Source organism: Kitasatospora sp. NPDC042419 (genome assembly GCF_056437345.1).
Genome location: NZ_JBWKAW010000008.1, coordinates 1 through 24473 on the forward strand (window position 1 = coordinate 1; position 24473 = coordinate 24473).

A 24473-nucleotide genomic window follows, 5' to 3' on the forward strand; every position below is an offset into this window, starting at 1 on the left:
AGACGACACGACACCCCGTCTCTGCCGCCGAAGCACCGACCCTATGCCTGACCAGCGGAAACGCACCAATCACTCTCGGAAAGACAACGGCTTCTGAGGCCGCATCCGCCGACCGCGCGGCTGGCCGCAGACAGGCGCCGACAGGAACGGTCGGCGGGACCGGACCGGAGAATCCGGTTCCGCCGACCAATATGTCGCGACTGCCCACACAGGGCGACGGTGACGGTCGAGCTGAACGGCAGCCCGCCAGACAGCATGGAGACCCAGGTCAACACAACCGACCCGGAGCCCCAGATGGCCATCGTCCCGAGGGCCAGTTGCCGATACCCGGGCGCGCGCAGCGCCTACGCTCCGGACCCGCGATGAGCCGGTGGGTGTGGCAGGAGAACGTGCCCCGGGAAGCGCTCCAGCACGCCCGGCCGTACCGGCCAACGCTGCGGAGGGTGTCAATCCACCTACTCCGCACTGGCAGCGCTCGACCACCTCCCAATGGCTGGTCGCTCAGGCTGAGCTATCTTGAGCAGTTTCGGTCCCGGCTTCGGCCTCGGCGAGCCGTGCGGCGAGGATCCTCAGCTTCGGGAGGTAGGTCCCAATGTCGTCGATCACCTGGCGGAGGTCGGCAGCGCTGAGATCCGTCCAGGTGTCGAGCAGCATTCCGCAGGTGGGTACGCCGTCGTAGGTTGCCAGGCGTGCGCTGAGATACGGCTTGCCGCAGCCAGGGTTGCGGGAGTCGACGGTCTCCAGGGCGATCTCTACACTTTCGCAGTCCGAGTGCGATTCACCGCCCTTCTCGCACCACGGATGAGCGCTGCAGCCGTTGTCGGCTCGCAGGGATCCGACGGCAGCGAGACGGTCGGCTTCTTCGTCGATCCGGTTGGCCTGGTAGCGCAGCTGTCGGGCGAACTCGCGGGCCTCGTTCTGATTCAACTCCAGGTCGTTGCCGTGGCCCCAGCCTTCGATGATCGGCTCGCAGTCGTCATCTGCGAGCCATGTGCGGCGGATCGTGAAGACCGGGCGTCCGAGGGGGCCGTGAATCGTGTGTTCGGGGCCATGGTGGTCGAACTGAGTGCAGGGGACTACGAAGCTGGCCGGGTCCGCGTGATCGACGATGCAACCGGGCATCTCGGTGCACGGTTGGGCACTCGGCGGAGAGCTTTCCGGGGCCGCCGGCGGGCACGGCCCCACCGCGTGCTGCGCCGGGAAGGGGCTGGGAGAGGCATTGTCCGGCATTTCACTCCGTAGGCAGTAGGGATTCACGCATTCGCGACTCTCCCAGCGGCCGTCGGGTGACCGGAGCTAGATTGGGAAACCGTGCTGACGCACGTCGCCCGACAGGTTCGCTGCCGAGGCTGCGACTCCGTGCCCGAGCATCGAAGGCATCGCTGGCGAGGTCACAGACCATCAGCCTGCAGTTGGAGCCTCGGACGGCGGCCAACGATCTCGACCCCGTGCGGGGTAGTCACTGCAGGCCGATCGATGCGCAGAACCGCTGCCGTCGAACCCCTTGTGCTCAGAGCGGCCGCCACGGCTTCGGCATCCTCCATCAGTACCCATGAGGACGACATGAGGTCGAAGTTCCCGATCGTCGGCTCTTCGACCAACCTGAACCTCACAGTGATCTCCGGCTTCGGTCCTCGCCCCGCCCGTGACAGCGCACGCCGTTCGCCCCAGGTGGAGGGGCAGCTGCACGCGGCTCCCGCGGTACTCGCCGGCTCGAACTGGCGAGTACCGTCACAGACCTGAATGCCGTTGCGGCCCCGCGTGCGCAGCCGGTAGGAAAGAGAGAGCGGCCCGTCGAGCGAGATCGGGAACTCGGTCCGGTGGGTGTCGATTTCATGGATCCCTCGGACATCCGAAGTATTCGGCTCGGGAGCCAGGTCCAGCAGCCGGGTCAGGTCCCCTGCCACCTCCTTCGACGACGTGGAGACCAGCCACCCTCCTCCGGTTGCCGCCCCGTTCAAGGGTCCGCCAAGGTGGAACCGACCTACGGCTGGTCCCAGGTCCCGATTGCCGAGGGATGCCATATCCCGCACGACACAAGTTACGAGAGGTGAGGTGACTGCTGGGGACAATGCGGCCTCCGGGATTCCGTGGAGCAGGGCTTCCTTAGGGTCCTCGGCAACGATGGCTTGGTGCGGCCCGGCGTCATCAGTAAGGTGGCCTGCCCGGTCCGCAGAGGGCCCGGACAGGTCAACAGCCCAGCCTGCCCGGGCCGCAGCAGTCCTCAGCGGCCGCCCACCAGTACTGGCTCCGCCTCGTCGGCCCATGGGTCCGGCTCGTCGAGCCAGTGGACCTCGATGCGGGCCGCGCCGTCGAACGGAACCCCTCGGCGCCCCTTGGAGACGACCACACGTCGTACGAGGAGCCTGATCAGCTCCCTTCGGAGCTCGTGTCCGGCGCCGTTCCAGGCCTTGCGGATGCTCGCGTCCTCCAGCAGCCAGGTGACGTCGAGTTGCTTGGGGGTGGCGGCGGCCACCTTCTCCTTCGCGGTGAGCAGAGCTGCCCGGGCCTCTGCCTGCAGCTTGGGGAGGTGGGCATCGAAGGGCGGGTCGAAGAACCCGTCGGCCTGCTGCTTGGCCAGGCGGCGGACGGCGCCCTCGGCGGACGCGAGGCCGGCGACCGCGTCGGCGAGCTTCGCGGCGTTCTCCGGCTGCTGGTAGCCGGTCCACCGCTCTGCGGCGATGACCAGCAGGGGGTCGTCGATGTCGGCACCGTTCAGCCTGGAGAACCAGGCCTCGACCACCCAGTCCTCCAGGAGCTTCCGGCTCGCGGAGACCGGCGCGAGGCAATTCTGGCCGGCCTTGTGGCGGTTGCAGAGGTGGTTCCGGCCATCGGCCGACGCGGCGCCGCGGCAGCCGGCGCACCGGGTGGTGTCGGTGAGCAGGTGCTGCTTCCGGTTGTCCACGGACTCACGGTTCGGGAAGTTGCCAGCGGTGAGCATCTGCCGCGCACGAACGGCGAGTTCGTGCGGGATCGACTCGGAACCGTCGACCCACACCCGCACGCGTTCCCCGTTCTCGTCCCGGTAAGGGATGGGGGTTCGCGGGTCATTGGGGTGCTTGATCGTCTGCCAGCCCTCGTAGAGAGGGTTGTGGATCATGTAGGAGATCGTCGACACACCCCATTCGCCGCCCGAGGGTGAGAGGACGGGGCTCGGCCCGGAGTTCAGCGCCTTGCAGAGCAAGCGTGCGCTGATGCCGTCGGCGAGGCTGCGGAAGATGTGCAGGACGACCGGCCAGAGCGTCCCGTTTGTCAGCTTGCGGTCCTTGGTGGCCTCGGTGCCGTACGGAGGGCGGCTCGACCACTGGCCGTTCTTGAGCTGGTTCTTCTTGGTGACCCTGATGTTGTAGCTGAGCCGCTCCGAGTACTCCCGCGCCTGCTCCGCCCGGTCGATGATCCATCGGCGGTCGTTGGGGTCGGAGCTGTCGAGCCGTTCCCAGTGGAAGATGACCCGGGCCTTGCCCAGTACCGGTCCGATGTCGTCGATGCCCTTGCGGGTGAAGCGGTCGAGCGCGAAGCACCAGAGGGCGGGCACCTGGTCGTCGAGGACGGCCGCGAGGGCGTTGTCGAATCCGGGGCGGGCAACGTCCGACCAGGCGGAGAGATTGTCGACCCAGACCTTCCGGACGCGGTAGTGGTTCCGCGCTGCCCACTCACGGCCCTCGGACTCCTGGGCACGGATGGACGTGATGTCCCGCTTGTCGCCGTCCCGGACGACCTTGGACTTGCGGAGGTAGAGGTCGATCTCCGGCCACTCGGCCGGGTCTGTCGACGGGTGCTGCATCGGTGGTTCGTGGTGGTACGCGGGCATGGACCGGATCCTCCGGGAGGACCGCGACTGGGCGCGGCCGTCGAATGACAGTACGTTCGACGGGCTTCGGCCCATTCGTAGTTGTCGAGCAGCGACCAGGTGTAGTAGCCGCGGACGTCGACGCCTTCGGCGGCGGCTTCGGCCAGGGCGTCGAGGTGGGTGGCGAGGTAGGTGATGCGGTCGGGGTCGTCGGTGCCCTCGGCGGTGGAGCAGCCATTCTCGGTGACGGTGACGGGCGGGAGGGCGGCGCCGTAGCGGTCGCGGAGGCTGGTGAGGAGTTCGCGGAGGCCGTCGGGGACGACGGGCCAGTCGAAGGCGGTGCGGGGGACGCCCTCGATCGGGGCTTCGGCGAAGGGGAGGCCGGGGTCGGTCGGGGCGGCGATGCGGGTGGGGTTGTAGTAGTTGACGCCGAGGCCGGCGAGCGGGGTGGCGGCGATCAGCTTCAGGTCGCCGTCGCGGACGCTGCCGCCGAGGTCGGGGCCGACGCCGTAGGCGGAGAGGTCGGGGTAGCGGCCGAGGAGGAGGGGGTCGGTGAACAGGCGGTTGTGGAGGGCGTCGTAGGCCTGGGCGGCGGCGAGGTCGGCGGCGGCGGACGAGGCGGGCCACACGGGGGTGAGGTTGTTGGCGATCAGGACGTCCAGGCCGCGCTCGTGGAGCGCCGAGGCCGCCAGGCCGTGGGCGAGCAGCTGGTGGTGGGCCACCGGCAGGGCGTCGAGCATCAGGGCGCGGCCGGGGGCGTGGATGCCGAGGGCGTAGCCGTAGACCATGTGCACGAAGGGCTCGTTGAGGGTGATCCAGGCGGGGATCCGGTCGCCGAGGCGGTCGGCGACGATCGCGGTGTACTCGGCGAAGCGGTGCGCGGTGTCGCGGTTCAGCCAGCCGTCGGCGTCCTCCAGGGCCTGGGGCAGGTCCCAGTGGAAGAGGGTGGGCAGCGGGGTGATGCCGGCTTCGAGCAGGGCGTCGGTCAGCCGGTCGTAGAAGGCGAGGCCGGCGGGGTTGGCCGGGCCCGCGCCGGTGGGCTGGATGCGCGGCCAGGCGACGGAGAAGCGGTAGCCGTCCAGTCCGAGGCCCTGCATCAGGGCGATGTCCTCGGGGTAGCGGTGGTAGTGGTCGCAGGCCACCGCCCCGGTGTGGCCGTCGCGGACGGCCCCGGGCCTGGCGGCGAACACGTCCCAGACGGAGGCCCCGCGGCCGTCCTCGTCGACGGCTCCTTCGATCTGGTGGGCGGCGGTGGAGGCTCCCCAGCGGAAGCCCGCCGGGAGGTCGAGTCGGCTCGGCATGGTTCGGCTCCCTGCGGACGGCGGCTGGTGGCGGTGGACGGCGGCGCAAGAACATGAGTGGTACTCATGTTAGTGAAGCGGCGCCGAATTGCCAGACGCCGAACGCGAGCCGCAGACCGCCACCCGCAGATCGTTCAGCCGAGAAAGGCCCGCAGCAGTGCGGCGGTCGCCTCCAGGTGCTCCTCGGTGGCCCGGCGGGCGGCCGCGGCGTCGCCCGCCAGGATGGCCCGGGTCATCGCGCGGTGCTGGTCGGAGGCGTGCTCGATGTTGCGACCGAGCATCGGGATGGCGTTGAGGAGGTCGTTGAGCCGGATCCGGGCCTCGGCGATGCCGGCGGCGAGCGAGGGCGAGCCGGTGAGTTCGCCGATCGCCAGGTGGAAGCGGGAGTCGCACTGCCGGTACTCGTCGGGGCTCGCGCCGTCCGCGTCGGCGAGCCGCTGCCGCAGGTAGGCCTGCTGGTCCCCGGTCAGTTCGCGGCGGGCGGCGAGCTCGGCCGCGCCGGTCTCCAGGACGAGGCGCAGGGCGAGCGCGTCCTCCAGTTCCGCGCCGAGGTCCCGCGCGGCGCGGCGCAGTTCGCCGACGTCGGGGGCGGGCAGCCGGTAGGTGACGAAGGTGCCGCCGTAGCGGCCGCGGCGGGCCTCGACCCAGCCGGCCTGCTGGAGTGAGCGGAGGGCCTCGCGCAGGGTTTCGCGGCTGACGTTCAGCCGGGCGGCGAGGTCGCGTTCGGCGGGGAGCCGGTCGCCGTGGCCGACCACGCCGAGCTTGATCGCCTGGAGGATCCGCTCGACGGTCTCCTCGAAGGCGTTGCCGGTGCGGACGGGTCGGAAGACGCTGTCGAGCTGCCGGTCCACCTGTGCCTCCACGGGGTGATCGTACCCGGGGGCGTATCGGAGCCGGTCGGGGGAGTGCTCTTGACGGCGGGGCGGCCACGGGTGAACGATGCTGCACACGGCTTCAATGGTCTGCTTTCAGACCATTGAGCGCAAGGGCGCCGCACCATGACGACGTGGACGCGTGCCGATCCCCGCTCCCCCGCCTCATTCCCCAGGGGTGTGCATGACATCCGAAGAAAGGGCCGGCTCCCGTCCGGCCGCCGGCCCGAGCGCCGGCCCGGCCGATCAGCCTGCCAGTCCACTGTTTCCCGCCGGTTCCACGACCGTTTCCGGCACGGCGCCCGACGCCACACCCCCCGACGCCGCACCCCCCGACGCCACACCCCCCGCCTCCGCGCTGTCCCGCGACGAACAGCGGCTGCGCGAGCTCGGCTACACCCAGGAGCTGGCCCGCTCGATGTCGGGCTTCTCCAACTTCGCGGTCTCCTTCTCCATCGTCTCGGTCCTCTCCGGCTGCCTCACCCTCTACGGGATGGGCATGAACACCGGCGGCCCCGCCATGATCACCTGGGGCTGGCCGCTGGTCGGCCTGATGACCCTCTGCGTCGGCCTCGCGATGGCGGAGATCTGCTCCAGCTACCCGACCGCGGGCGGGCTCTACTACTGGGCCGCCCAACTGGCCCGCCGCAAGGGGCCCGCCGCCTCCTGGTTCACCGGCTGGTTCAACTTCATGGGCCAGGTGGCCGTCACCGCGGGCGTCGACTACGGGGCGGCCTTCTTCACCAACGCCTTCCTCGACCTCCAGTTCGGCTTCGCCGCCACCCCCGGCCACACCGTGGAGATCTTCGCGGTGATCCTGCTGCTGCACGGGCTGCTCAACACCCGGGGCGTCCGGCTGGTGGCCCTCTTCAACACCGTCAGCGTCTGGTGGCACCTGCTCGGCGTGGCGGTGATCGTGGGCGCGCTCACCCTGCTGCCCGACCGCCACGCCCCGGCGTCCTTCGTGTTCACCGAGTTCGTCAACAACACCGGTTTCCGGAACGGCTTCTACGTCGGCATGCTCGGTCTGCTGCTCGCCCAGTACACCCTGACCGGCTACGACGCCTCCGCGCACATGACCGAGGAGACCCACGACGCCGCCCGCTCCGGCCCGCGCGGCATCGTCAACGCCATCCTGGTCTCGCTGGTGGCCGGCTGGATCCTCCTGCTCGGCATCACCTTCGCCATCCAGGACTACGCCGGGGCGCTCGACACCAGCACCGGCGTCCCACCCGCGCAGATCTTCATCGACGCGATCGGCCCGACCGGGGCCAAGCTGCTCCTGCTGATCGTGATCGGCGCCCAGTTCTTCTGCGGCATGGCCTCGGTCACCGCCAACTCCCGTATGATCTACGCCTTCTCGCGGGACGGCGCGCTGCCCGGCTCCCGCATCTGGCACCGGATCGACCCCCGCACCCAGACCCCCACCAGCGCCGTCTGGCTGGCCACCGGCGGCGCCCTGCTGCTCGGGCTGCCGGCCCTGTGGAACACCACCGCCTACACCGCCGTCACCTCGATCTCGGTGATCGGCCTCTACCTCTCCTACGTGATCCCGGTGTTCCTGCGGCTGCGGCAGGGCCGGGAGTTCCCCCGCGGCCCCTGGCACCTCGGCCGCTGGAGCGGGGTCGTCGGCGGCGTCGCGGTGGGCTGGACGGCCGTGATCACCGTGCTGTTCATGCTGCCCACCGTCAGCCCCGTCACCGCGGCCGACTTCAACTACACCCCCGTGGCGGTCGCGGTGGTGCTCGGGTTCGCCGGCCTCTGGTGGCTGGCCTCCGCCCGGCACTGGTTCACCGGCCCCCGGATCCACGACGCCGCCGCAGCCGCCGGCCCGCCCCTCGCCACCACGGCCAGCGCCACAGCCACAGCCACGGCCACGACCACCGCCACCGCCGGCCGGCCCCTCGACGCCGCCGCCACCGGCCCCCGCCGCCACGACACTCCCACCGCCGGCAGCCGGGAACTGCCGGACCGGGAGCCCTCCCCCGCCGACGAATCGGAGACCCGATGACCGCGACCGCGCCCCGGCTCACCCTCGACCGGCTGGAATCGCTGGTCGCCGAAGGCAGCGTCGACACCGTCGTCCTGGCCATGACCGACATGCAGGGCCGCCTGCAGGGCAAGCGGATCGCCGCCGAGCACTTCCTCCGCGACGTCGTCCCCGACGCGGCCGAGGGCTGCGGGTACCTGCTCGCCGTCGACGTCGACATGAACACCGTGGACGGCTACCGGATCTCGTCCTGGGACAGCGGGTACGGGGACCTCGTCCTCACCCCCGACCTCGACACCCTGCGGGCCGTCCCCTGGCACCCCGCCACCGTCATGGTCCAGTGCGACGTGCACCATCACGACGGCAGCCCGGTCGACGTCTCCCCGCGGCAGATCCTGCGGCGCCAACTGGACCGGCTGGCCGACCACGGCTGGCACGCGTACGTCGGCACCGAGCTGGAGTTCATCGTCTTCCGGGACAGCTACGAGCAGGCCTGGGACAAGGCGTACCACGGGCTCACCCCGGTCAACCAGTACAACGTCGACTACTCCATCCTCGGCACCTCGCGGATCGAGCCGCTGCTGCGGCGGCTGCGCAACAGCATGGCGGGCGCCGGGCTCACGGTGGAGTCCGCCAAGGGGGAGTGCAATCCGGGCCAGCACGAGATCGCCTTCAAGTACGGCGAGGCGCTCACCACCTGCGACGACCACACCGTCTACAAGACCGGTGCCAAGGAGATCGCCGCGCAGGAGGGGGTCAGCCTCACGTTCATGGCCAAGTACAACGAGCGCGAGGGCAACTCCTGCCACATCCACCTCAGCCTGCGCGACGACCGGGGCCGGCCGGTGATGCCGGGCGACGGCCCGCACGGCTTCTCCCCCGCCATGGAGCACTTCCTGGCCGGCCAGCTCGCCTGCCTGGCGGACTTCTCGCTGCTGCTCGCCCCCACCGTGAACGCCTACAAGCGGTACGCGCCGGGCAGCTTCGCCCCGACCGCCATCGCCTGGGGCCGCGACAACCGCACCTGCGCGCTGCGGGTGGTCGGTCACGGCCCGTCGCTGAGGTTCGAGAACCGGGTCCCCGGCGGGGACGTCAACCCGTACCTCGCGGTCGCCGCGCTGATCGCGGCCGGCCTGTACGGGATCGAGCACCGGCTGCCGCTGGAGGCGGAGCAGAGCGGCAACGCGTACGCCTCCGACGCACCGCGGGTGCCGTCGACGCTGCGCGACGCGGTGGAGGCGTTCGAGCGCAGCGAAGCCGCCGAGAAGGCCTTCGGCGCCGACGTCGTGCGGCACTACGCCCACGCCGGCCGGACCGAACTGGCGTCCTACGACGCGACGGTGACCGACTGGGAGCGGCGCCGCGGATTCGAGCGGCTGTGACCGCGCACCCGCTGATCGGCATCACCGGCTACCTGGAGGAGGCGGCCTGGGGCGTCTGGCGGCAGAACGCCGCCGTCCTGCCGCAGACCTACCTGGACGCCGTCTCCCGGGCCGGGGGCACCCCCGTCCTGCTCCCGCCCCACCGGGGCGGCGGCGTCGGACGCCTGATCGGCGCGCTCGACGGGCTGCTGCTCGCGGGCGGCGCCGACATCGACCCGGCCCGCTACGGAGCCCTCCCCCACCCGTGCACCGGACGGCCCCAACCGCACCGGGACCGCTGGGAGCTGGACCTCCTGGCGGCGGCGCTCGACCGCGACCTGCCCGTCCTCGGCGTCTGCCGCGGCCTGCAGCTGCTCAACGTCGCACTCGGCGGCGACCTGGTCCAGCACCTGCCGGAGGGGAGCCACCGGACCCTGCCGGCCGGCTTCGTCCGGCAGGACGTGACGATCCGCTCCGGGAGCCTCCTCGGCGGGATCCTCGGGCCCGCGGCACGGGTCTCCTGCTACCACCACCAGGCGGTCGGCCGGACCGGCGCCGGCCTGCGGGCCACCGCCTGGAGCACCGACGAGAGTGTCGAGGCACTCGAACTGGACGGCCGGGCCTTCACCGTGGCCGTCCAGTGGCACCCCGAGACCGACCCGGAGGACCCTCGGCTGTTCGAGGCGTTCACCGCGGCCTGCCGCAAGGAGGCAGCAGTCAGATGACCGGACCCGACCACCACCGGAGGACCGGACCCGACGACCACGGGAGGCGCCGACCCGACGACCACGGGACGCCCGGACCCGACCACCACGGGACGCCCGGACCCGACCACCAGCAGGTGGTCAACCCGGCGACCGAGGAGGTGATCGCCACCGTCGGACTGGCCTCGCTCGCCGAGACCGACGCCGCGATCGCGCGGGCCCGGACCGCCTTCGAGACCTGGCGCACCGTCGCCCCCGCCGACCGGGCCCGGCTGCTGCGCGCGTTCGCCGCCGCCGTCGACTCCGACCTGGAGCACCTGGCCGCCCTGGAGGTCGCCAACGCCGGGCACACCGTGGGCAACGCCCGCTGGGAGGCCGGCAACGCCCGGGACGTGATCGAGTACTACGCCGCCGCCCCCGAGCGGCTGTTCGGCCGGCAGATCCCGGTCGCCGGCGGCCTGGACGTCACCTTCCAGGAGCCCCTTGGCGTGGTCGGTGTCATCGTGCCGTGGAACTTCCCGATGCCGATCGCGGCCTGGGCCCTCGCCCCGGCGCTCGCGGCCGGCAACACCGTCATCGTCAAACCGGCCGAGCTCACCCCGCTCACCGCGCTGCGCCTGGGTGAACTCGCCCTGCAGGCGGGCCTGCCCGAGGGCGTCCTGCAGGTCCTGCCCGGCCGCGGCACGGTGGTCGGACAGCGCTTCGTCACCCACCCCGACGTCCGCAAGGTCGTCTTCACCGGGTCCACCGCCGTCGGCAGGGCCGTGCTGGCGGGCTGCGCGGCCCAGGTCAAACCGGTCACCCTCGAACTCGGCGGCAAGAGCGCCAACATCGTGTTCGCCGACGCGGACGTGGCCCGGGCCGCCGCCACCGCGCCCTACGCGGTCTTCGACAACGCCGGACAGGACTGCTGCGCACGCTCGCGGATCCTGGTCGAGGAGTCCGTGCACGACGAGTTCATGGCACTGCTGGAGTCCGCCGTGCGCGGGGTGCGGGTCGGCGACCCGGCCGACCCGCGGACCGAGATGGGGCCGCTGATCTCGGCGGCCCACCGGGACCGGGTGGCGTCGTACGTCCCCGACGACTCGGCGGTGGCGATCCGCGGGACCGCCCCCGACGGTCCGGGCTTCTGGTACCCGCCGACCGTGCTGGCGCCCGTGCGGCACGACGACCGGGCCTTCACCGAGGAGGTCTTCGGCCCGGTCGTCACGGTGGTCCCGTTCCGCGGCGAGGAGGAGGCGGTACGGATCGCCAACTCCACCGAGTACGGCCTCTCCGGTTCGATCTGGACGCAGGACGTCGGCCGGGCGCTGCGGGTCTCCCGCGCGGTGGAGGCCGGCAACCTGTCCGTCAACTCGCACTCCTCGGTGCGCTATTCGACCCCGTTCGGCGGGTTCAAACAGTCCGGACTGGGCCGCGAGCTCGGCCCGGACGCCCTCGACGCCTTCACCCAGACCAAGAACGTCTTCATCTCCACGGAGGAACGATGAGCACGACCCAGCGACTCGACGGCCGGGTGGCCGTCATCACCGGCGCGGGCAGCGGGATCGGCCTGGCGACCGCCAGGCGGTTCGCCGCCGAGGGCGCCCAGGTGGTGTGCGTGGACCTGGACGAGGAGAGCGGGAACAGGGCGGCCCAGGAGGTCGGCGGCCTGTTCGTGCGGGCCGACGTCACCGACGAGGCCGCCGTCGAGGCCATGTTCCAGCAGGCCGTCGACCACTACGGCCGGCTCGACATCGCCTTCAACAACGCCGGGATCTCGCCGCCCGACGACGACTCCATCCTGACCACCGGGCTGGACGCCTGGAAGCGGGTCCAGGACGTCAACCTGACCAGCGTGTACCTGTGCTGCAAGTACGCCATCGGGCACATGCGGCGGCAGGGCAAGGGGTCGATCATCAACACCGCGTCGTTCGTCGCGGTGATGGGCGCGGCGACCTCGCAGATCTCCTACAGCGCCTCCAAGGGCGGCGTGCTGGCGATGTCCCGCGAGCTGGGCGTGCAGTTCGCCCGGGAGGGCATCCGGGTCAACGCGCTCTGCCCGGGGCCGGTCAACACCCCGCTGCTGCAGGAGCTGTTCGCCAAGGACCCGGAGCGGGCCGCCCGCCGGCTCGTGCACATCCCGCTCGGCCGGTTCGCGGAACCACAGGAGATCGCCGCCGCCGTCGCCTTCCTGGCCAGCGACGACTCCTCGTTCATGACCGCCAACACCTTCCTGGTGGACGGCGGGATCTCCGGGGCGTACGTCACCCCGGAGTGGTCGTAGCGACGGCGGGGGCGGGGGCCGGCGTCCTGCGCGCGCCGGCCCCCGCCGGCCCCACCTGCCGCGCCGGCCGCGCCGGCCGCGCGGCCGCGACGGTGCGGGTACCGGGTGGACCGGCAGGGCCGCGCGGAACGTGGTGCCATGGGAGTGCGGGGCGCGCGTCGCCGGACGGCTCGTCGGCGCCGTCCGCCCGGCCTTCCGATCCGGTGGAGGAACCATGACATCCGCCAGCGAGCGCCATCCGATCGTCCTCGGTGTGGACGCCGTCGCCCCGGAGCCCGCGGCGCTGGCCTGGGCCGCCGACGAGGCGGACCGCCGCGGACTCCCGCTGCGGATGGTGCACGCCCTTCCGCCGCTCCCCCACGACGTGCGCGTCCTCGCGGGCGGCAGCTACCACAAGGAACTGCGCGAACGCGGCGACGAGGCACTGGAGCAGGCCTCCGAGCTCGCCCGCCGGCAGCGCCCCGGGCTGCCGGTGTCCGCGGTCGCCCTGGACGGCGTCCCGGCCCTGGTCCTCTGCCGGGAGTCCGCCCGCGCCGAACTCGTCGTCCTCGGGTCGCGCCGCCTGAGCCGGCTGGAGGAGGTGCTCAGCACCTCCTCGGTGACCGTCCCGGTGAGCGCCCAGGCCCACTGCCCGGTGGTCGTCGTCCGCGAGCCCGAGCACTCCGCGCACGACACCCCGCACGTGGTGGTGGGCGTGGACGGCAGCCCGTCCTCGGCCGCGGCCGTGGACTTCGCCTTCGACCTCGCCGAGCGGCGCGGAGCCGCGTTGCACGCCGTCTGGACGTGGCAGTCCCACCTGATCCGGCGGGTCGACGAGGACGAGGCCGTCCGGACCCTGCAGCGGCTGCTGGACGAGGCCACGGCCGGGCGCCGTTCGGTGCGCCCCGACGCCACGCCGGCGACGCACGAGGTGATCCGCGGCCACCCCGTCGAGGAGCTGGCCAAGGCCTCCGAGCACGCGCTCGCCGTCGTGGTGGGGCGCCGTGGGCGGGGCGGTTTCACCGGCATGCGGCTCGGGTCGGTCCCGCACGGCCTGCTGCACCGCGCCCACTGCCCGGTCGTCACCGTGCCGCCTCCCCCGGACGGCGGTCACTGAGCGACCCCGACGGTCCCCTCGGCCCGAGGTGGCGGCGCCGCACCGGGGCCGAGCGGGCCCGCCGGGCCGACGGCGCCGGGACCGCGGGGGCGCGGCAGGGGAGCGCGTGGCGATCGGGCAGTCGCGCGTTCCACTCGCGCCGATGATTCGCCCGGCGCGCGCCGGATGCGGCACAGTGGCCCCATGAGCGCGGACACGAGGAGTCACCAGGCGCCGGGCCGGACCGGTGCCGGCCGCCGGCGGCCGGTGCAGCAGCGCAGCCAGGAGCGGTACGAGCGAATCCTCGACGCCTGCGCCGCGCTGCTCGACGAGGCCGGGCCCACCGCGCTCACCACCAAGGAGGTGGCCCACCGGGCCGGGGTGCCGATCGGCACGCTGTACCAGTTCTTCGCGGGCAAGGAGGACCTGCTGGCGGCGCTGGCCGGCCGGAACCTCGACCGGTACCTCCACCGCCTCGACACCCGGCTGCGGGCCGGGACGCCCACCGGGCCGGCCGGGTTCACCGACCTCGCGGTGGAGGAGTTCGTCGCGATGAAGCGGAGCGTGCCGGGCTTCGGTCAGGTGGACTTCGGGCTGGCCGGGGCGGCCGTGCCGGTCGGCGTCCGGGACGACCGGCACCTGCTGGACGCCGACCTGGACAACAACAGCGCGGTCGCGCTCCGTCTCCAGGCGCTCGGCGGCGAACTGTTCGCGGCGGCCGACCCGGCGGCGCTGACGCTGGGCCTGCGGGTGGCGCTGGAGGCGGCGGACGCGGTGCTGAAGCTCGCGTTCCGCGGGGATCCGGACGGCGACCCGGCGATGATCGCCGAGTGCAAGCGGCTGGTCCGCTGCTACCTCGCGGAGCACCTCGGCGCCCGCTGAGCGGCGGGTGCCGGCGGCCGGGCCCGGCGGCGACCCCGGCGGCCGAGCCCGCCGAACACGCCGCGGGGCCGCGGCGCGGCGTTGCGGGCGGACCGCCCCCGCAGCACAGTGGAAGGCAGAACGGCCGCCCACGCGGCCACCGCTACCCGAGGAGCATGACCATGCACGCAGCGGTAGGTGACCAGCTCCACGTCCACAGCCGAGCGGTGGGCATGGTCGACCAGAAGGGCGAGATCGTCGAGGTGCGCGGCCAGGACGGCCAGCCGCCGTACGTGGTCCGCTTCGAAGACGGCCACACGGGCCTGATCTACCCCGGCCCCGACTGCAACATCGAACCCCGCAAGGCGATCCACTGACCCCAGCGGCCGCCGCCCCGCGCCGCCGCGGCCCGGGGCGGTGAGTCGTGCCGTCCGCGTCCCCGTCCGTCCCGCTCGCCGCCGCGGCCGCCCTCGCCGCGGCCGACCCCGCGCTGCCCGGGCCGCTCGCCGCACTCGCGCCGCTGCTGGAGCAGTACGGCTACCCGGCGGTGGCGCTGTTCGTGCTGCTCGACAACTGCGGGATCCCGGCGCCGGGTCAGACCATCCTGGTGCTGGCCTCCGTCTACGCCGGCACCGGGCACCTGAGCTTCGCCGCCGTGGTGGCGATCGCCTTCTCGGCGGCCGTCGTCGGCAACAGCCTGGGCCATCTGATCGGCGCCACCGGCGGGCGTGCCTTCGTCCACCGCTGGGGCCCGTACGTGCTGCTCACGCCGGCCCGGATGGCGCGCGCGGACGGGTTCTTCGCCCGGCACGGCGGCAAGGTGGTGACCGTCGCGCGGTTCGTCGACGGGCTGCGGCAGACCAACGGCATCATCGCCGGCACCACCGGCATGCCGTGGCGCCGCTTCCAGCCGTTCAACCTGCTCGGCGCCGCGCTCTGGGTGGGCGTGTGGTCCACCTTCGGCTACCTCGCCGGCGCCAACATCGGCGGGGTCTACCGGACGGCGGTGCGGTACCAGCTCTGGCTGCTGGTCGGGCTCGGGCTGGCCGTCGCCGCGCTCGTGCTGCACGGGCTGCTCCGCCGACGCGGACGGCGTAGGCGGAGCAGCGACGGCGCGGACGGGCCCGGCGACGGCGACGGGCACGAGGACGGCCACGACAAGGGCCGCGACAGGGGCCGCGACGGTCACGGCGACGACGACAACGACGGCACCGAGAACGGCAGCAGCCCCGCGCAGACCGAACAGCCCGAGGACTGACCGGCCCCGACGGGGCCCGCCTCCGGCTAGCGCAGCGGGAAGACCTCGAACGGCACGGCGAACCGCGTGCCGAGCCGGGTGCCGGCCGCCCGCCCGAAGCCCTCCAGGAAGCCGCGCGCATCGGCCATCGAGCCGCCCAGCCCCGCCAGGTACGCCTTGTGAGCCTCCAGCGAGGCGACGCCGGCGTCGAAGTGGTCGGTGGTGTCGACCGCGTGCCGCGACTCCGGCGAGGCCACGGCCCAGATCTGCCGGACCTCGTTCCACGGCTCGTGGCCCTCGGCGGTCAGCTCGCGGAAGACCCAGCGGTTGCCCGCGTCCCGCACCCCGTCCAGGGTGGCCCGGCCGACGGCGATGTGGTCGGCCTGGTTGAGGAAGGTGCCGCCGTACGTGTCACGGAAGTTGCTGGTGATGACGATGTCCGGGCGGTGGCGGCGGACGGCACGGGCGATGTCGCGGCGCAGCGGCACCCCGTACTCGACCACTCCGTCCTGGTGGCCGAGGAACTCGACGGTGTCCACGCCGACCAGGGCGGCGGAGGCGATCTGCTCGGCCTCGCGCAGCGGGCCGCACTCCTCGGGGGCCATCGTGTCGATCCCGGCCTCGCCGCTGGTGACCATGACGTAGACGACCTTCTTGCCCTGTGCCGTCCAGCGGGCGACGGCGGCGGCGCCGCCGTACTCCATGTCGTCGGGGTGGGCGACGACCACCAGGGCGGTCTGCCAGTCCTCGACGACGGGCTCGAAGGGCTCGGGTGCCTGCTGCTCGCTCATGGTGGTGCCGCCTCTCCGTGGTGCAGGTGTGCGCAGGGACGCGCCCGGTGCGGTCGTACGGTCGCACCGGAGGCGACTCTAGAAGATCATCGGACCGGCCGGGGGCCGACTACGGCGGACGGAGGAGCCGCAGACGGGCGAGCGGCGGACGGAGGAGCCGCAGACGGGCGAGCGGCGGGCAGAAGGGGCGGAGGCGGGCCGACGACGGGACAGGCGCAGGCCGAGGGCGGGCCGAGGTGCCGTCCGGACGTCGGACGCCGGACGAGCCGGTCACCGGTGGGACGGTGACGGACCGGCAGACTTGCCCCTGACCCGCGCGTCAAGGGTTACCGTCCCGGCACCTGCGCGGCGGACCGGCCGCCGCGCCGTCACTCCCGGAGTCCGCCATGTCCCTCCCCACCACCGCCCGCGAGGTGCGGCTCGTCTCCGCGCCCGCCGGCCTCCCCGGCCCCGAGCACTTCGCGCTGGCCGAAACGCCGCTGGCCGCCCCGGGCCCGGGTCAGGCGCTGGTGCGCAACCGGGCCTTCCTGGTCTTCCCCGGCCTGCGCACCCTGATCGGCGGCGAGCTGACGGACACCCCGCTGCCGACCATCGGTCCGGGTCAGGCGCTGTTCGGTCCGGCACTGGCCGACGTCCTGGCGGTGGGCCCGGACCAGCCGGGCGACGCACCGCTCCGCCCGGGCGACCTGGTCACCCACCTGCAGGGCTGGCGGGACCTCGCGGTGGCCGACGCCGCCTCGTTCACCCGCGTGGACGACCGCCTCCCGGACCCGTTCGCGCTGCTCTCCCCCGCCTCGGCCGGGTACGGCGCGCTGACCCGTGCGGCCGAGGTCCGGGCCGGGGACGTCGTGCTGGTCACCGGCGCGGCGGGCGCGGTCGGCACGGTGGCCGGGCAGGTGGCCCGGCTGCTGGGGGCCTCGCGGGTGATCGGCACCACCGGCTCCCCGGCCAAGGCGAAGCGGCTGACCGGGGAACTCGGCTACGACGCGGTCCTCGTGCGCGACCCCGGGGACGGCTCCCGGGACGGCTCCGGGAACGGCTCCGGCTTCGGGACGATCGCCGAGCAACTGGCGGCGGCCGCCCCGGACGGCATCGACGTGCTGCTCGACCTGGTCGGCGGCGAGCAGCTCACCGCCGCCGTCGACGCGGCCCGCCCGGGCGCCCGGTTCGCGCTGGTCGGGGCGCTGTCGGGGCAGTTCTCCCCGGACCGGCGCGGCGGCAGCTCGCCGGCCGTGGTCGACACCTTCCGGCTGCTCACCAAGGGCGTGACCGTGTACGGGGTCAGCGGGATGCAGTACCCGGACCTGGAGGCCGAGTGGCGGCAGCGCCTCGGTGCCTGGCTGCGTTCCGGGGAACTCGTCGTGCCGACGACGGTCGTGTCGGGCATCGAACGGGCGCCCTCGGCGTTGCCCCGACTGTTCGGCGGCGAGGGCATCTTCGGCGCGACGATCGTCGAGGTACAGGCCGCCTGGTGACGGTGTGAACGTGAGCGGGAGGACGGACGCGCATGAGGATCGGGGACGCCGCGGCGGCGGCGGGCACGACGCCCAGGGCACTGCGGTTCTACGAGGAGCGCGGGCTGCTGCCACCGCCCGCGCGGACCGCCTCCGGCCAGCGGAGGTACGGGCCGGAGGAGGTGGCCCGGGTGCGGGCGATCCGCGAGCTGCTGGCGCTCGGGCTGACCGTCGAGGACCTGGCCCGCAAGGCGCACCGGCTGGCCCTGCTGACCGAGGACCCGCCGCGCAGTTGCGCGTCCACCGGTGACCACGGGCCCGACACCTTCACCCCGGTCGTCCAGGAGCGTCTGGCCGCGCTGGACGCCGAGATCCGCCGGCTGACGCGGCTGCGGGACAGCCTGGCGCGGCACGCGCGGACGCACGGCGCGAGCGGGCCGCTGCCCGGCCAGGACGGGGACGACGTCCCGTCTGACGCGGTGACCGGGCACCCGGCCCACTGATCCGGCAGGTTCGACCGCGCCCGCCCACCCACCCGCAACTTACAGAGACTTCTCTGCAGACATCCCTATGCAGAGAAGTCTCTGCATCCTAGAATTCCGGCATGCCCACCGAGCACTCCGACGCCCCCGAACCCGCCGCCCCGACCGCGCCCGCCGCGCCCGCCGCCCCGGCGCAGCGCCCGCACCGCCGCCTCGACGCCCGCAGCCTGCGCGGACTGGCCCACCCGCTGCGGATGCGGATCTTCGAGCTGCTGAACCTCGACGGCCCGGCCACCGCGACCCTGCTCGCCGAGCGGCTCGGCGAGAACACCGGAACCGTCAGCTGGCACCTGCGCCACCTCGCCGAACACGGGTTCATCGAGGAGGAGACCGGCCGCGGCACCAAGCGCGAACGCTGGTGGCGGCGCGTCCCCGTCTCCAACCGGCTCGACGCCGCCGACTTCCGCCACGACCCGGACAGCCACGGCCCGCTCTCGGTCTACCTGCAGGAGCTGGTCCGGCACCTGTTCAGCCGGGTCGACGCGTACCTCTCGGAGGACTGGCCGGACGAGTGGCGCAACGTCGGCACCATCTCGGACTGGAGCCACCTGCGCCTCAACCCGGCCCAACTCCAGTCACTCAACGACGAGTTGACCGCCGTCATCGAACGGCACGCCCCCGCCCCGGGCGCCACGCCCGACCCCGGGGCGCTGCCGATCGTCGTCCAGCTCCAGTCCTTCCCCCGCCGTCCGCACGACGGGGGCGGCACCGAAGCGGACCGCACCGGCGGGGGCGGCACCGGAGCGGACCGCACCGGGAAGGCCGTCCACGACACCCGGGGAGACTCCCGATGAGCCACCAGCCCCGCGGCGGACTGCTCCGCCGCCACCGGGACTTCCGACTGCTCTGGTGCGGCGAGACCGCCGGCAAGTTCGGCGCCTCCGTGACCGGCGTGGCGATGCCGCTGATCGCCGTCACCGAACTGCACGCCTCCACCTTCGAGATCGGCCTGCTCAGCGCCGCCGCCTGGGCGCCGTGGCTGGTGGTCGGCCTGCCGGCCGGGGTGTGGGTCGACCGGTTACCCCGCCGCCCCGTCATGCTGGCCGCCGCGGCCGTCTCACTGGTCCTGTTCACGGCCGTCCCGCTCGCCGGGTGGGCCGGCCTGCTGAGCACCGGCCTGCTGCTGGCCGTCGCGCTGCTCACCGGCACCGCCGCCGTCTTCTTCCAGACCGCCTACACCGCCTACCTGCCCGACCTGCTCGCCCCCGCCGACCAGCCCGAGGGCAACGCGAAGCTCCACGGCAGCGCCTCGGCCGCGCAGATCGTCGGCATGGGCTCCGGCGGCCTGATCGCCCAGCTGGCCGGCGCCGCCAACGGCATGCTCGCCAACGCCGCGACCTTCCTCGTCTCGCTGCTCTGCCTGGGCCGGATCCGGCACCGCGAGAAGCCGGCGGCGCGGACCGCCGAACGGGCGCTCGGCCGCGAGGTCGCCGAGGGTCTGCGGTTGGTCGCCGGCGACCGCTGGCTGCGCGCCCTGACGCTGTTCGGCGCGTCCTCCAACCTGGCGCTGATGGGGTACCAGTCGATCCAGGTGGCCTTCCTGGTGCGCGAGGTCGGGCTCGACGCCGGCACGGTCGGCGGGCTGGTCGCGGCCGCCGGGAGCGGCGGCGTCGCGGGGGCGTTCGCCGCCCGCCGGGTCGGCGCCCGGATGGGCACCGCCCGGGCGATGGTCCTCTTCGAACTCGGCCTGCCCGCGCTCGCCCTGCTCATCCCCCTCACCAGCGGCGGTGCGGGCGTCCTCTGCTACGCGGTGGGCGGGTTCAGCGTCTCGGCGGGGGTGGTGGCCGGGAACGTCCTCAAGTCCGGCTTCCAGCAGCGCTACTGCCCGCCCGAGCTGCTCGGCCGGCTCACCGCCAGCGCCGCCGTCCTCAACTTCGGCACCCTCCCGCTCGGCGCCGTCCTGGCCGGCGTCCTCGGCACCACCCTCGGCCTGCGCCCGGCGATGTGGATCGCCACGGCCGGCGTGCCCCTGGCCGCCCTGATCCTGCTCCTGTCCCCGGTCGGCCGCGTCCGCGACCTCCCCACCGGGCGCCGTCCCGCCGACGGGGCCGGCACCGAGCCGGGGGCGGCGGCCGGACCGGGCCAGGAGCCCGCCCTGCCGACGTCGGCGAACTGACCACCGGCCCGCACGTCCCACCCGCGAGCCGGGGGCGGACGGCGGGCCGCCCAGCACGCCACGGCACCATCACCACCACCGACGAGCCGCCGCCACCACCCGTGCGAGCGCACCACCCCTGCGAGCGCCCAGCCAAGCGAGCGCCCCAGCCGTGCCGCCGGGCCCCGCCCGCCGACGGGTCGTAGGTTGGCTGCATGGCACGGCGCACCAGGGCCGCCCGGCTCACCCCTCCCAGCTGGCTGACCGCGGGGCTGCGCCCGCACCCCGCACCGGTGCCCTGGGCCGCGGTGGCCCGCGCCTCGGTCGCGCTCTCCGCGCCGCTCGCCGTCGGCTTCGCGACCGACCGGCCCGAGTACGGCGCCCTGGTCTCGATGGGCGCGCTGTCCGCCGTCATCGGCGACACCGCCGACGCGTACCGGATGCGGGTCTTCAACATCGCCGTGCCCCAGCTCTTCGGCGCGGTCGGGGTCACCCTCGGCACCCTGGTGTACGGCGAGGGCTGGCCGGCGGTCGTGGTGCTGACGCTGGTCGCCCTGGTCTCCGGGATGATCTCCTCGATCGGCGCGGTCGCCTCCGTCTCGGGGCTGCTGCTCCTGCTCAACGCGGTCGTCGGCGCCGGCCTGCCGATGCCGCAGCCCTGGTGGAAGGCGCCGGTGCTGCTCAGCCTCGGCGGGCTGGTGGTCCTGGTGCTCACGCTGTTCGCCTGGCCGCTGCGCGGCGGCGTGCCGGAGCGGGAGGCGGTCGCCGACACGTACCGGACCGTCGCCGGCTTCCTGCGCGCCGCCGGCAGCCCCGCGCACGACGAACGGCGGCAGGCCGTCACCCAGTCGCTCAACAGCTCGTACGACCTGCTGCTCACCCACCGCACCCGGCGGCACGGCCGCTCCCCGGGCCTGGCCCGGCTGGTCGCCCGGCTCAACGCGGTGATCCCGATCGTCGAGGCGGCCTCCGCCGCCAAGCTGCGCCCGGCCCGGCTCGGACCGCTGCCGGAGGCGTACCCGGCGGCGGTCCTGGACCTGGCCGATGCGGTCGGGCTGGGCTCCGTCGCCACGCCGCCCGACCTGGACCTGCCACCGCCGACCGGCCCCTCGGAGCGGGCGCTCGACCAGGCGCTGCGGTACGCGGCCGCCGTCGTCGCCGAGCCCGTGCCCGACCCGCACACGCCGCACCGCCACCCGCACCCGCACCCGCACCCGCCCAGCTCACCGGATCCGCACAGCCCGCCCGACCCCCACGGTCCCGACCCGCACGGTCCCGTCGTTCACGGTCCCGTCCTTCACGCCCCCCACCGCCGCCCCGACCCGCTCGGCCACCCCGCCGCCCCGCGGATGCGGGTCAGGCGCACGGCCCGGGCGGCACTGCTGTCCGGCGCGTCCTGGCGGTACGGGCTGCGGCTGGCCCTCTGCATCGGCCTGGCCCAGGCGGTGGTCTCGGTACTCCCCGTCCCCCGCTCCTACTGGGTGGCGCTGACCGTGACCTTCGTCCTCAAGCCCGACTTCGGCTCGGTGTTCTCACGGGCCGTGCTGCGCGCCCTCGGTACGGCCGCCGGGCTGCTGATCGCCATCCCGGTGCTCGCCGAGGTGCCGATCGGCTGGTGGGACGTGCCGACCATGGCGCTGCTGGCGACGCTGATCCCGGCCGTCTCCGCGAAGGGCTACGCGTTCCAGACGGCGGCCATCACCCCGGTCATCCTGCTCCTCTCCGACCTGCTGAACCACCAGGGCTTCCGGCTGGTGCTGCCCCGGCTCTACGACTCGCTGATCGGCTGCGGGATCGTACTGGTCGCGGGCTACCTGTGCTGGCCCGAGTCCTGGCACACCCGGATCGGGGACCGGCTGGCCGACGCGGTCTCGGACACCGCCGCGTACGTGGCGCTGGCCTTCACCGCCGCGCCCGGGCGCGACCAGACGTCCCGGCTGCGCCACCGTCGACGGCTCTACCGGGACCTCTCGGCGGTCCGCTCCGAGTTCCAGCGGGCGCTCACCGAGCCGCCGCCCACCGCGACGCGGGCGGCCGCCTGGTGGCCGCTGGTGATCGCCGTCGAGCGGGTGGTGGAGGCCACCACGGCCACCCGGGTCCGGGTCGAGCACGGCGTGCCGACGCCGCCCGCGGAGGGTGTCGGGGCGATCACCCGTGACCTGGACGCGCTCGCCACCGCCCTGCGGACGGGCACGGCGCTGCCCGAGCGGCCCGACGACGCGTCACCGGAGCAACCGGAGCGTCCGGACGGACCGCACACGACGGACAAGCCGCACGAGCCGGACGAGGCGGACGACGTGCTCGGCCCGCTGCGCCGCGAGGTCCGGGCGGCCTGCGCGATCGCCTCCCCGGTCCTGAGCTGAGCCCCGGGCCGGGCCGGGCCGGCCGGCCGCGCCCGACTCAGCCCCGCTCAGCCCGACTCAGCCCCGCTCGACCACGTCGACCCGCTGCTCCTCCCGCCCCACACCGTCCCGCAGCTGCTGCCCCTGCCCCAGCCCCTGCCCCTGCCCCTGCCGCCCCTCGCCGTCCTGGATCCGTCGCCACGGCCGGTCCGCCTCCAGCGCGAACGCCAGCTCCAGCAGCACCCGCTCCCCGCCGTGCGGGGCCGACAGGTGCACCCCGATCGGCAGCCCGTCCGCGGCGGCCCCGGCGGGCAGCGCGATGCCCGGCCCGCCGGTGACGTTGTTGAGCGGCGTGAACGCGACGTACCGGAGCAGCCGGGCCATCAACTCGTCGAACGCGACGTTCGGGCTGAGGTGTCCGATGGGCGGTGCGACGTGCGCCAGCACCGGCGAGAGGATCACGTCGTACTCGCCGAACATCCCCGCGTACGCCTGCTCGGCCCGGCGGAGCCGGCGCAGCACGCCCGGGGTGTGCCGGAACTGGCGGTGGAAGCTGCGCCGCAGCCCGGTGGTGAGGCCGTCCAGCTTGTGGGCCTGGAAGCCGGGGTCGAGCATCAGCTTGCCGGTGGTCGCGATCAGGAAGGCGATGTAGCCCCAGTACATCGTGAAGTCGCGGGAGAACTCCTCGCCGAACGGCAGGGTGGCCGGGCTGACCGAATGGCCCATCGACTCCAGCCGGGCGGCCGTCTCCTCGACCGCGGCGCGGGTCGGCGCGTCCGTGACGGCCAGCGGGGAGTCGATCACCAGGCCGACGCGCAGCGGGCGGTCACCGGGGCCCTCGACCAGGCCGAGCGGCGGCAGCGCGGGGTTGCGGTGGTGGCGTTCGGCGGCGGCGAAGAAGGCGGCGGTGTCACGGACGGAGCGGGTCAGCACGCCGTCGGTGACCAGGTCGATCGGCAGCAGGCGGCCCTGGCCGTTGGCGACCATCCGGCCGCGGGTCGGCTTCAGGCCGACGAGGCCGCAGCAGGCCGCCGGGATCCGGATCGACCCGCCGCCGTCGTTGGCGTGCGCGATGGGCACGACGCCAGCCGCCACCAGGGCGGCCGAGCCGCCCGAGGAGGCGCCCGGGGAGTGCGAGGGCAGCCACGGGTTGCGGACCGGGCGGGCCTCGGCGTACTCGGTCGAGGCGTTGAGGCCGAACTCCGGCAGCCGGGTCTTGCCAAGGACGGACAGGCCGGTGCTCAGGAACTGCTCGGCGAAGCCGGCGGTGCGGCGGGCGGGCTTGGCCCGGAACGCCGAACTGCCCTGCCCGGTGGGCATGCCGCGCAGGTGGACGTTGTCCTTGAGGTAGCTGGGCACGCCGTACAGCGGGGCGTCCCGGTCGGCGCCGGCCCCGGTGTGCGGCCGCTCGTAGGAGGCGAAGGCGACCGGCGCGAGGGCCCCGTCGATCCGCTCGGCGCGCGCCGCGGCGGCCGCCGCCAGTTCCGCCGGGCTGACCTCGCCGGCCCGTACCAGCGCCGCCAGCGCCACCGCGTCGTGCCCACCCAGCGCGTCGTCCCCGAACGCGTGCACCCGCTCGTCGGCCATCCGGACTCTCCATCCCTACCGGTCGATGCGCCTACCCGCCGGTAATACCGCACGGGGTGAGCAGTCTAGGCCTGGCCGCCCGCTCGGGACACCCCGTCCCGGGGGGTGTCCCGAGCGGCTTCCGGGGCAGACGGGGGAACCCGGGAGGCCACGGCGGAGGGACGACGGCAGTGCGGCAGGAGAAGGACGGCGGTGCGGCGGGAGA

General features: G+C 73.8%; 20 protein-coding genes and 1 pseudogene. 14 read left to right on the forward strand and 7 right to left on the reverse strand.

The annotated features are described in order from the left end of the window. Positions 1-501 precede the first annotated feature (501 nt). The 5 genes and pseudogenes from AC067J_RS17615 to AC067J_RS17635 form a co-directional block, all read right to left on the reverse strand. Positions 502-1122, reverse strand: coding sequence for a hypothetical protein (locus AC067J_RS17615; protein ID WP_478300114.1), 621 nt, complete (start codon positions 1120-1122; stop codon positions 502-504). Between the two features lie 269 nt (positions 1123-1391). Then, positions 1392-1907, reverse strand: a complete 516-nt coding sequence (locus tag AC067J_RS17620; protein WP_478300116.1) for a hypothetical protein — start codon at positions 1905-1907, stop codon at positions 1392-1394. A 317-nt stretch (positions 1908-2224) separates the two neighbouring features. Next, positions 2225-3811 carry a recombinase family protein gene (locus AC067J_RS17625; protein ID WP_478300118.1) on the reverse strand — a complete coding sequence of 529 codons (1587 nt, stop codon included), beginning with the start codon at positions 3809-3811 and terminating at the stop codon, positions 2225-2227. Positions 3812-3876: 65 nt separating this feature from the next. Beyond that, positions 3877-5091 (reverse strand): annotated as a pseudogene (locus tag AC067J_RS17630) (GH1 family beta-glucosidase); the annotation flags it as partial. A gap of 134 nt (positions 5092-5225) precedes the next feature. Next, entirely contained in the window at positions 5226-5954 is a 729-nt protein-coding gene (locus AC067J_RS17635; RefSeq protein WP_478300119.1) for a FadR/GntR family transcriptional regulator, read from the reverse strand. A gap of 193 nt (positions 5955-6147) precedes the next feature. On the opposite strand from AC067J_RS17635, the gene AC067J_RS17640 reads away from it, so the two are divergent. The 9 genes from AC067J_RS17640 (at position 6148) to AC067J_RS17680 (ending at position 15478) form a co-directional block, all read left to right on the forward strand. Further along, complete coding sequence (locus tag AC067J_RS17640) at positions 6148-7974, forward strand: amino acid permease (RefSeq protein ID WP_478300120.1); 1827 nt, start codon at positions 6148-6150, stop codon at positions 7972-7974. Beyond that, positions 7971-9335, forward strand: coding sequence for a glutamine synthetase family protein (locus AC067J_RS17645; protein WP_478300122.1), 1365 nt, complete (start codon positions 7971-7973; stop codon positions 9333-9335). Before AC067J_RS17640 ends, AC067J_RS17645 begins: the two co-directional genes overlap by 4 nt. Beyond that, positions 9332-10039 carry a gamma-glutamyl-gamma-aminobutyrate hydrolase family protein gene (locus AC067J_RS17650; protein WP_478300124.1) on the forward strand — a complete coding sequence of 236 codons (708 nt, stop codon included), beginning with the start codon at positions 9332-9334 and terminating at the stop codon, positions 10037-10039. Before AC067J_RS17645 ends, AC067J_RS17650 begins: the two co-directional genes overlap by 4 nt. Further along, complete coding sequence (locus tag AC067J_RS17655) at positions 10036-11508, forward strand: aldehyde dehydrogenase family protein (protein ID WP_478300126.1); 1473 nt, start codon at positions 10036-10038, stop codon at positions 11506-11508. Before AC067J_RS17650 ends, AC067J_RS17655 begins: the two co-directional genes overlap by 4 nt. Beyond that, entirely contained in the window at positions 11505-12284 is a 780-nt protein-coding gene (locus tag AC067J_RS17660; protein WP_478300128.1) for a 3-oxoacyl-ACP reductase, read from the forward strand. The genes AC067J_RS17655 and AC067J_RS17660 overlap by 4 nt, the downstream gene beginning before the upstream one ends. Positions 12285-12498: 214 nt before the next feature. Next, positions 12499-13380, forward strand: coding sequence for a universal stress protein (locus AC067J_RS17665; protein WP_478300130.1), 882 nt, complete (start codon positions 12499-12501; stop codon positions 13378-13380). Positions 13381-13563: 183 nt separating this feature from the next. Further along, positions 13564-14241, forward strand: a complete 678-nt coding sequence (locus tag AC067J_RS17670) for a TetR family transcriptional regulator (RefSeq protein WP_478300132.1) — start codon at positions 13564-13566, stop codon at positions 14239-14241. Between the two features lie 161 nt (positions 14242-14402). Further along, a complete protein-coding gene (locus AC067J_RS17675) occupies positions 14403-14597 on the forward strand; it encodes a DUF1918 domain-containing protein (RefSeq protein WP_478300134.1) in 195 nt (64 codons plus the stop codon). 47 nt (positions 14598-14644) lie between these two features. Further along, positions 14645-15478, forward strand: coding sequence for a DedA family protein (locus AC067J_RS17680; protein ID WP_478300136.1), 834 nt, complete (start codon positions 14645-14647; stop codon positions 15476-15478). Between the two features lie 26 nt (positions 15479-15504). Here AC067J_RS17680 and AC067J_RS17685 read toward each other — a convergent pair whose 3' ends face one another. Then, entirely contained in the window at positions 15505-16248 is a 744-nt protein-coding gene (locus tag AC067J_RS17685) for a PIG-L deacetylase family protein (protein WP_478300138.1), read from the reverse strand. A gap of 386 nt (positions 16249-16634) precedes the next feature. Between AC067J_RS17685 and AC067J_RS17690 the strand changes: the two genes are divergently transcribed. The 5 genes from AC067J_RS17690 to AC067J_RS17710 all read left to right on the forward strand — a co-directional run bounded on the left by AC067J_RS17690 (position 16635) and on the right by AC067J_RS17710 (position 22702). Then, positions 16635-17723, forward strand: a complete 1089-nt coding sequence (locus tag AC067J_RS17690; protein ID WP_478300140.1) for an MDR family NADP-dependent oxidoreductase — start codon at positions 16635-16637, stop codon at positions 17721-17723. Positions 17724-17755: 32 nt separating this feature from the next. Then, a complete protein-coding gene (locus AC067J_RS17695) occupies positions 17756-18205 on the forward strand; it encodes a MerR family transcriptional regulator (RefSeq protein ID WP_478300142.1) in 450 nt (149 codons plus the stop codon). Between the two features lie 101 nt (positions 18206-18306). Beyond that, positions 18307-19038: an ArsR/SmtB family transcription factor gene (locus AC067J_RS17700; protein WP_478300144.1), complete on the forward strand. Its 732-nt coding sequence runs from the start codon at positions 18307-18309 to the stop codon at positions 19036-19038. Continuing rightward, positions 19035-20360, forward strand: a complete 1326-nt coding sequence (locus AC067J_RS17705; RefSeq protein ID WP_478300145.1) for an MFS transporter — start codon at positions 19035-19037, stop codon at positions 20358-20360. Before AC067J_RS17700 ends, AC067J_RS17705 begins: the two co-directional genes overlap by 4 nt. Before the next feature lie 194 nt (positions 20361-20554). After that, a complete protein-coding gene (locus tag AC067J_RS17710) occupies positions 20555-22702 on the forward strand; it encodes an FUSC family protein (protein ID WP_478300147.1) in 2148 nt (715 codons plus the stop codon). 57 nt (positions 22703-22759) lie between these two features. Here the strand turns inward: AC067J_RS17710 and AC067J_RS17715 are convergent, their stop codons facing one another. After that, on the reverse strand, positions 22760-24268 hold the full coding sequence (locus AC067J_RS17715; protein WP_478300149.1) for an amidase: 1509 nt from the start codon (positions 24266-24268) through the stop codon (positions 22760-22762). Positions 24269-24473 lie beyond the last annotated feature (205 nt).

What these genes read in the sequence shown, in the direction of transcription:
- AC067J_RS17690 (WP_478300140.1), top strand. Translation starts at nt 16,635, where the DNA reads ATGTCCCTCCCCACCACCGCCCGCGAGGTGCGGCTCGTCTCCGCGCCC.
- AC067J_RS17715 (WP_478300149.1), bottom strand. Translation starts at nt 24,268, where the DNA reads ATGGCCGACGAGCGGGTGCACGCGTTCGGGGACGACGCGCTGGGTGGG.
- AC067J_RS17675 (WP_478300134.1), top strand. Translation starts at nt 14,403, where the DNA reads ATGCACGCAGCGGTAGGTGACCAGCTCCACGTCCACAGCCGAGCGGTG.
- AC067J_RS17695 (WP_478300142.1), top strand. Translation starts at nt 17,756, where the DNA reads ATGAGGATCGGGGACGCCGCGGCGGCGGCGGGCACGACGCCCAGGGCA.
- AC067J_RS17685 (WP_478300138.1), bottom strand. Translation starts at nt 16,248, where the DNA reads ATGAGCGAGCAGCAGGCACCCGAGCCCTTCGAGCCCGTCGTCGAGGAC.
- AC067J_RS17700 (WP_478300144.1), top strand. Translation starts at nt 18,307, where the DNA reads ATGCCCACCGAGCACTCCGACGCCCCCGAACCCGCCGCCCCGACCGCG.
- AC067J_RS17625 (WP_478300118.1), bottom strand. Translation starts at nt 3,811, where the DNA reads ATGCCCGCGTACCACCACGAACCACCGATGCAGCACCCGTCGACAGAC.
- AC067J_RS17640 (WP_478300120.1), top strand. Translation starts at nt 6,148, where the DNA reads ATGACATCCGAAGAAAGGGCCGGCTCCCGTCCGGCCGCCGGCCCGAGC.
- AC067J_RS17655 (WP_478300126.1), top strand. Translation starts at nt 10,036, where the DNA reads ATGACCGGACCCGACCACCACCGGAGGACCGGACCCGACGACCACGGG.
- AC067J_RS17705 (WP_478300145.1), top strand. Translation starts at nt 19,035, where the DNA reads ATGAGCCACCAGCCCCGCGGCGGACTGCTCCGCCGCCACCGGGACTTC.
- AC067J_RS17615 (WP_478300114.1), bottom strand. Translation starts at nt 1,122, where the DNA reads ATGCCCGGTTGCATCGTCGATCACGCGGACCCGGCCAGCTTCGTAGTC.
- AC067J_RS17660 (WP_478300128.1), top strand. Translation starts at nt 11,505, where the DNA reads ATGAGCACGACCCAGCGACTCGACGGCCGGGTGGCCGTCATCACCGGC.
- AC067J_RS17645 (WP_478300122.1), top strand. Translation starts at nt 7,971, where the DNA reads ATGACCGCGACCGCGCCCCGGCTCACCCTCGACCGGCTGGAATCGCTG.
- AC067J_RS17670 (WP_478300132.1), top strand. Translation starts at nt 13,564, where the DNA reads ATGAGCGCGGACACGAGGAGTCACCAGGCGCCGGGCCGGACCGGTGCC.
- AC067J_RS17710 (WP_478300147.1), top strand. Translation starts at nt 20,555, where the DNA reads ATGGCACGGCGCACCAGGGCCGCCCGGCTCACCCCTCCCAGCTGGCTG.
- AC067J_RS17665 (WP_478300130.1), top strand. Translation starts at nt 12,499, where the DNA reads ATGACATCCGCCAGCGAGCGCCATCCGATCGTCCTCGGTGTGGACGCC.